At 29.2% G+C, this 6887-nt stretch carries 6 protein-coding genes; all 6 read right to left on the bottom strand.

From position 1 onward, the window contains the following. Positions 1 to 1916 (bottom strand): MMPL family transporter (locus VJ881_03585; protein HKL75128.1); only part of this gene is annotated, 1916 nt, incomplete at its 3' end. Positions 1917 to 2027: 111 nt separating this feature from the next. Further along, positions 2028 to 3293, bottom strand: coding sequence for an HD domain-containing phosphohydrolase (locus VJ881_03580; protein HKL75127.1), 1266 nt, complete (start codon positions 3291 to 3293; stop codon positions 2028 to 2030). 79 nt (positions 3294 to 3372) lie between these two features. Next, a complete protein-coding gene (locus VJ881_03575; GenBank protein ID HKL75126.1) occupies positions 3373 to 3903 on the bottom strand; it encodes a DICT sensory domain-containing protein in 531 nt (176 codons plus the stop codon). A gap of 16 nt (positions 3904 to 3919) precedes the next feature. Beyond that, complete coding sequence (locus VJ881_03570; GenBank protein ID HKL75125.1) at positions 3920 to 4492, bottom strand: ECF transporter S component; 573 nt, start codon at positions 4490 to 4492, stop codon at positions 3920 to 3922. A 135-nt stretch (positions 4493 to 4627) separates the two neighbouring features. Then, entirely contained in the window at positions 4628 to 6574 is a 1947-nt protein-coding gene (locus VJ881_03565; GenBank protein HKL75124.1) for a S9 family peptidase, read from the bottom strand. Between the two features lie 94 nt (positions 6575 to 6668). Then, positions 6669 to 6887: OsmC family protein (locus VJ881_03560; protein HKL75123.1), on the bottom strand; the 219-nt coding region annotated here is incomplete at its 5' end.

Here is a 6887-nt window from a genome sequence, read left to right as displayed (position 1 = left end):
GAAATTCCAAACCAGCCCATAATTCCAAAGTTAATCAATACTGTAAGAGCAATAGGTAGTGAACAGAAAAAACCTCTTTTAATAGACTTTAATAAGAGACTGGTTACTAAAAAGGTAAAGGCAATTGCAGAAATAAGACTTTTAATCTGGCCGGAAACAACAAGGTCAGTGACCTCATTTCCAAGTTCAGGAATACCAGTCAATTCTACTTTATACTCATCACCAAAATGCTTGTCAATAAGGGATCGAACTTCTGCTACCTTTTCTTTTTGTTCTGTAGATGACATTGTTTCCATAGTCATTTGAATATTAGCAGTTTCATAATCAAAGGTTAAATAACTTTCCAGCATTTCTTTATCTGACATTTCTAAAAGAAGTAAATATTGAGCAATTTTATTTCGAGATTCAGGAATTACTTCATTTTCTTTTATATCTTCAGTTAATGCTCTGTTTTCCTGCCTAAAAAGAGTAACTATTGATAATGGATTATTAACATCTTCTACATTTTCAATATCATCCTGAAAATCTCTCATTCTTTTTAAAAGATCAGGATTTTTTATATTACCATTCACTACTACATTTAAGGGCTGGGATCCTCCAAATGTGCTATCTACTTTTTCAGTTGCTATTCTAGTAGGTGAATCTTTTTTGAAATAACTAATATAATTTGTATTTGGTTGTAATTTTGGTAAAACCCAGCTTGATAAAGCTATTAAAATAATTACTAAAATAATTACAGTTCTTCTCCTATAACGCACTATCTTATAAATTCCTTTAAAGAAATTTGTAGAAAAAGTTCTTTTTTCGGCAGCTTTAAGATGGGAAGGTGCCTTCATTTTATAAAGAACTGCTGGAATAAATAATATTGCTGCTAGGAGTGCAATACCTACTCCGAAAGCTGTGCCTAAAGCAAAATCCTGAATTATAACTAAATCAGAAAAGAACAGTGAAGCAAAACCAATCATTGTAGTTCCACCGGCCATAATTACAGCAATTCCAACTTCTTTTATTGTATTCTCCACTGCTTTATCAATATCATTTCCATCTTTTAATTCTTCATAATACCGAGCTACTATATGAATAGCATAAGCACTACCTACACTAACTAATAAAACAGGTAAAACTGTACTTACAAGTGAAAGCGATTTTCCTAAAAGTGACTGAAGACCAACCGCCCAAATTACACTGATTAAAACTGTAGAAATTGGCAGTAAAACTCCCCGTATACTTCGAAATGATAAATAAAGTATAATCAAAATAACGCCTATTACGAAAGGTAGTAATCTCTTTAAATCATCTTTCATATAGTCAGTTGCATCAGCTACCATTACCGGGCTTCCTGTAATATGTATCTTTTCAGGACCTTCATATTTTTTTACCGCATCCTGTATTCTATTAACAACTGCTTCCGGTTTATCTTCATCCTCAATTTCGGCTAAAAGAACAGTAGACTTAAAATTTTTAGTTACTATTTTTCCTAAATATTGATCACGACTTAAAAGATCTTCTTTGATTTTTTGTGACTCTTCATTATTCTGTGGTAAATCCTTAACAAACTCATTAACTTCTATTCCACTTACTGACCCTTCTATCTTTTCTATATTTGTAAGGCTTTTTACTTCATTAACCCCTTTTATTCCTTCTAATTCAGCAGTCATATTCTCTATCTTTTTTAATGTTGGAGAATCAATAATCTCTTCGTCTTCAAGCATAATCGCAGCAAATGCCATCCCACCAAAAGTATCCTGAACATCTTCATATTTTTCTACCACTTTATTATCTTCGGGTAACATATCTTTAATACCAGCTTCTATTTCTATCTGTAAAGCATAATATCCCATAATAACTGTGATGATAGCTACCATTACTATAATGAAAGAAGAATGATTTTTTACAAATTTAGCTAGTTTATTCATAAATGATTCCTCCTTTGCTAAGGTCAAATTTCATCAGTACTGACTAGTCAGTTTTATTATAACAAAAAAATTACCTTTGTCAAATAAAAAATAGAGAAACTCCCTCCTCTTTTAAGGAGTTTCCCTTTTGTTTAAAAATTCAAATATACTGAATTCAGTGGAGAAAAAATAATTGGATATTTCACGAGTTGTTTTTCCTTTAGAAAATTCCTTTAAATCCTCTCTAAAATCATAAACTGCATCAAGATTATTTAACAATATGTCTACTAATTTTCCCTGAAAATGCTTATTTCTTTCAGAATTAACTATATTCACACATTTTTCTCTGGGAAAAACTTCTTTATATACTCTTTTAGAAGATAAAGCATCAAAAACATCAGCCAGGGCCACAATCCTAGCTTCAATAGGAATCTCCTTACCTTTAATTCCCTGGGGATATCCACTGCCATCCCATTTTTCATGATGGTAATAAGCTATATCATGGGCCATTTTCATAATATTTGAATTTGATCCTGCCAGTATCTTGGCCCCTATTGCTGGATGATTTTGCATTATTTTATATTCTTTATCTGTTAGTTTTCCAGGTTTTTGTAAAATAGAATCAGGTATTCCAATTTTACCTAGATCATGAAGTAATGCCGCAAAAAATATTTTTTCGATTTTTTCTTTACTGGCTCCGATTTCTCTATAAATTAAAGATGAAGTAAAACCTATCCTTAATACATGATAAATACTATCTTCATCTCTAAATTCAGCTGCCTCACATAACTTCTGCATTATTTCTCTATTTAATTCTTGATTATCTTCTACTAATTCATCTACCACTATTTCTTTTTCTTCTAAATCTCTTAATTTATTTTCATCCCATTCACTAGAGGTACTTTCAATTCCTCGTTTATCCATAAACTTTTTATAAAATTTTGCTGATTTAAAAGCTGTTTTTTCATCTAAACTCAAAAATCCTCTAAAAATCCTATAATCATCTTTATTAATTCTTTGCAAATTTTTTTCTTCCTTTGTAGATAATACAGCACTATAATCCGGATGACAGACAGTTACTGCCCATTCCTTTCTTAAGGGACTATTATTATCTATTTCAACAAAAGTTGTATTCTCAAATTCCTTATCAGCATTTTCCGGTACATTTTCAGCAAATACATATATTTGTCGACAAATTTTATCAAATTCAAGATATCGATCTTTTTCATATAAAAAATATTGATAATCTTGAAAAATAACATAAATATCAGCATAAAGCTTATATTCTCTTATTATATTTTCAATTGAATGAGACATTGCAACCATTGAAGCTTTTGTGAAAATATTTGTATCCAAAGCAGAACTTTTATTTTTTAAATTTTCATATAAACTATTCACTAATTTTCACCACCTGTACAAATTTATTTTAAGATAAACTGAAAAATGCAGGTGATTTACACCTGCATTTCTATTATTTTTATACTAAATCCTCTAATAAATTAGCTGCTTTTTTTACTTTATCTGGATTATTAGTTTTAGCCCCTTTGAAGTTTCTTTCTTTTTCATTTTCATAAGTTCCAAAACCATCTAAATCATAAGCTACCATCATTGACTTACCAATATTTTTATTAATTACTAAAAACCATTCTCTTACTAAAGGATGATTTTTAGGCAAATATACAAAATCTATATTGGGATGTTCTTTAAGTGAAGCATCATTTTCTCCAAAAATATAGACCTGATCAACATTATCAGCTATATCTAAATATCTATCCCAAATAGCTTCTGCTCTGGATACTTTTTGGAATCCAGCATAAACTGTAGCCCCTTCACCTCTGGATAATAAAACCTTTTCCATTATGTAACACATTTTTTCCATATTGGGAATTTTAGTTTCAAATTTTAAAGAAAATGAATCCAAAACATCTTCATCAGCATCTTTTCCCAAGTCTTTAACATCACCTTCAACTTCAGAAAATATTTCATCATATAAAGATAATTTTTTCATTATTTTATTCCTCCTCTTATTTTAAATAATTTATTTTTTTGATACGAATAAAAATAAAATAGCTAATAAGTAAAATAAGAGCTGCTTTTAAAATGTTGAAAGGAAAAATTGTTAAAGTCAGATAAGTAAATAAATTGTTGACATAAGGATTGACTTTTTCAGTTAATGCCAATATTTTTTCAAAGGGTAAATTTAACACATTTTTATAAAGAGGAATAATTACAAATAAATTTACTAAAATTGATGTAATCCCCATTGTTAAAGTGCCAATTAAAGACGAAAAAAGATAAGATAAATTTCTTTTTTGATAAAAATAAGCAGATGAAGCTACAAAGGAAGCACCAACCAAAAAATTGGCAAGCTCACCAATACCCATATTTGATGAGATAAATAAGTGTAATAAATTTTTCAAAAAAACAACCATTACACCATATATTGGTCCTAATAAATAGGCTAAAATAATGGCTGGAACTTCACTAAAATCTAACTTTAAAAAGAATGGGAAAATAGGTATATTTATTTCAAAAATCATAATAATAAAAGCTAAAGCTGAAAAAATTGAAACAATAGAAAGCTTTCTAAACTTCAAATTCAATTCACCTCTTGCTAATTAATAACTGTTATTAATATTTTAATTATAATATCTTTTTATGTCAAATAAAAAAACTGAGAAGAAAAATGAATTTTCTCCTCAGTCAAAATTATCAAAGGTTATTTATTTTATTTATTCTTTTAAATATTTATTAAACCAATCTACCATCTCTTCTAATCGACGGACCCTGTGTTCAGGTTTACCTCCGCGAGAAAGCTCATGGTTTTCACCTTTGAACATACATAGTCTACTATCAACATCATGATATTTGAGAGCAGTAAACATTTGTATTCCTTCTGGAAGCCAGCACCTATAATCTTCTTCAGAATGGATAAATAAAGTAGGAGTAGTTACCTTATCAGCATATTTTAATGGTGATCCATCCCATAATTTTTCCATATCACTCCAGGGAGTTGCTCCTGCAAATTGATCTTTAACAAAGAAATAACCGATATCAGTTGTACAAAACTTAGATATCCAATTAGATATACTCCTTTGTGAAACTGCAGCTTTGAATCGGTCAGTATGACCAATTACCCAGTTGGTCATAAATCCACCATAAGAACCACCACCAACTCCTAATTTATCCTCATCAATAAACTCATATTTTTCTAAAGCTTTATCCATAACTTCCATTAAATCTTTATAATCTCTTCCACCATAATCACCACGAATGTCAGCAAATTCATTTCCACGACCGGAACTACCACGGGGATTAGAATAAACCACAGCATATCCTTCATTAGCTAAAATTTGAAATTCATGGAAAAATATTTCACCATAGGCTCCTTTAGGTCCACCATGAATCTCTAAAATAGTTGGGTATTCTTCTCCTTCTGTATATCCTATAGGTTTCATAATCCAGGCATCGATTTCTTCTCCATCAGAAACTTCAACTTTAAAATGTTCGGGAGTAGAAATCATTTTATCTTTTAATACACCTTTGTTAAATTCACTAACCTGTTTTTCTTCTCCATCTTTATATAAATAAAGTTCCTGTAATTTGTTTCCTCTAAATCCTATATAGGCAATATTTTCACCTTTAATACCAAACATATCAACTGTACCATCTTTAGTAACTATTTTTTCTAATTCACCATCTTCAAATTTATTGAGATAGGAATTATAGCCCTCAGTAGTAATTAGATAAAAATCATCATCTTCAAATTCCAGGGCTTTTCCTCCACCCATCCTGGAGTCATTTCCTACAGATGTTCCTATACTTTTATCCAAATTATCACTTAACTTATTAACTTTTTTTGCTCCTAAGTCAAATTCATAAATTTCCTGATTGGTATTTACACCCATTGCTTCCATATCAGTAGCAGTAAAATAAATAGTAGATTCATCCCTGAATTTCACAAATCCTATTTCCAGTTCTTCTTCTGTCAGCTTTTCTAAGTAATCTTTTTTGAGATCATATAAATAAAGTTCACTCTCAAGTTCCATTTTATCATCAAATTCTTTCATATTGAGAACTACTTTATCTTCTTTGAGATCAAAATTTAATATATTATTATTTCCATCTATTAACTTTTTATATTCTTTATCTTCTAAATCTAATTTTAAAAGATGACTTCTCTTTTTGTCAGTAAAACCCTGTCCATTTCCCCAAAAAGGTATTTCTTCTAATACTTCATAATCTTTTTCTTCTTCAAGTTCCTCTTCAGTTTTTTCTTCAATATTTGCAAAAATATTTATCAATAAAAAATTGGAATTTTTCTTAAAATCCTGAACTGCATAAGGTATTTCAGTAAAAAGTTCTGCTTCTCCTCCATTAACATTTATTGTGTAAAATTCAGTACTGGGTTTTAAACTTTCTTCTTTGTCATCTTTTCTTTTAGATGTAAATAAAATATTTTCATTATCAAGCCAGATGAAATTACTATCTTTTTTACCGCCAGTTAATTTCCAGAGCTTATCATCTTTAATTTCATAAATCCATAAATTAGATGAATAATCGTTTTCCTCCATATCAGCCTGTTTTTTTATAAAACAGAGCTTATCACCTTTAGGTGAAAATTCTAAATTTGAAAGAAAATTATAATCCTTTAAATTATTAATTTGTAATTTTTCCATTTTCATTCCTCCTGAATTTAATTAATATTTTTACAATTTTTATTATTTAAAAAGGCAGGAATCACCCTGCCTTTTTATACTTTAGTTATTTATACTATTTTATTTCATACTCTCCTTTTAATTCAACTTTTTCTCTTAGAGTATCAGATACAGGGCAGAAATCTTCGATTTTTTTATATAGTTTTTCTACCTTATCCTTATCTGCATCAGAATCAATTTTATATTTAAATCTTACTTCCTGAAAACCAGAATAAACATCAGCTGAAGACATTGCTTTATCATCAATATCTCCTTCTATTTCAACTTCGATACT

The sequence above is a fragment of the Halanaerobiales bacterium genome (assembly GCA_035270125.1).
Classification (GTDB): domain Bacteria; phylum Bacillota; class Halanaerobiia; order Halanaerobiales; family DATFIM01; genus DATFIM01.
The sequence above is the reverse complement of the archived record's forward strand: the minus strand, read 5'-3'. Positions and strand labels throughout refer to the sequence as shown.

What these genes read in the sequence shown, in the direction of transcription:
- VJ881_03575 (HKL75126.1), bottom strand. Translation starts at nt 3,903, where the DNA reads ATGAAAAAATTATCTTTATATGATGAAATATTTTCTGAAGTTGAAGGT.
- VJ881_03565 (HKL75124.1), bottom strand. Translation starts at nt 6,574, where the DNA reads ATGGAAAAATTACAAATTAATAATTTAAAGGATTATAATTTTCTTTCA.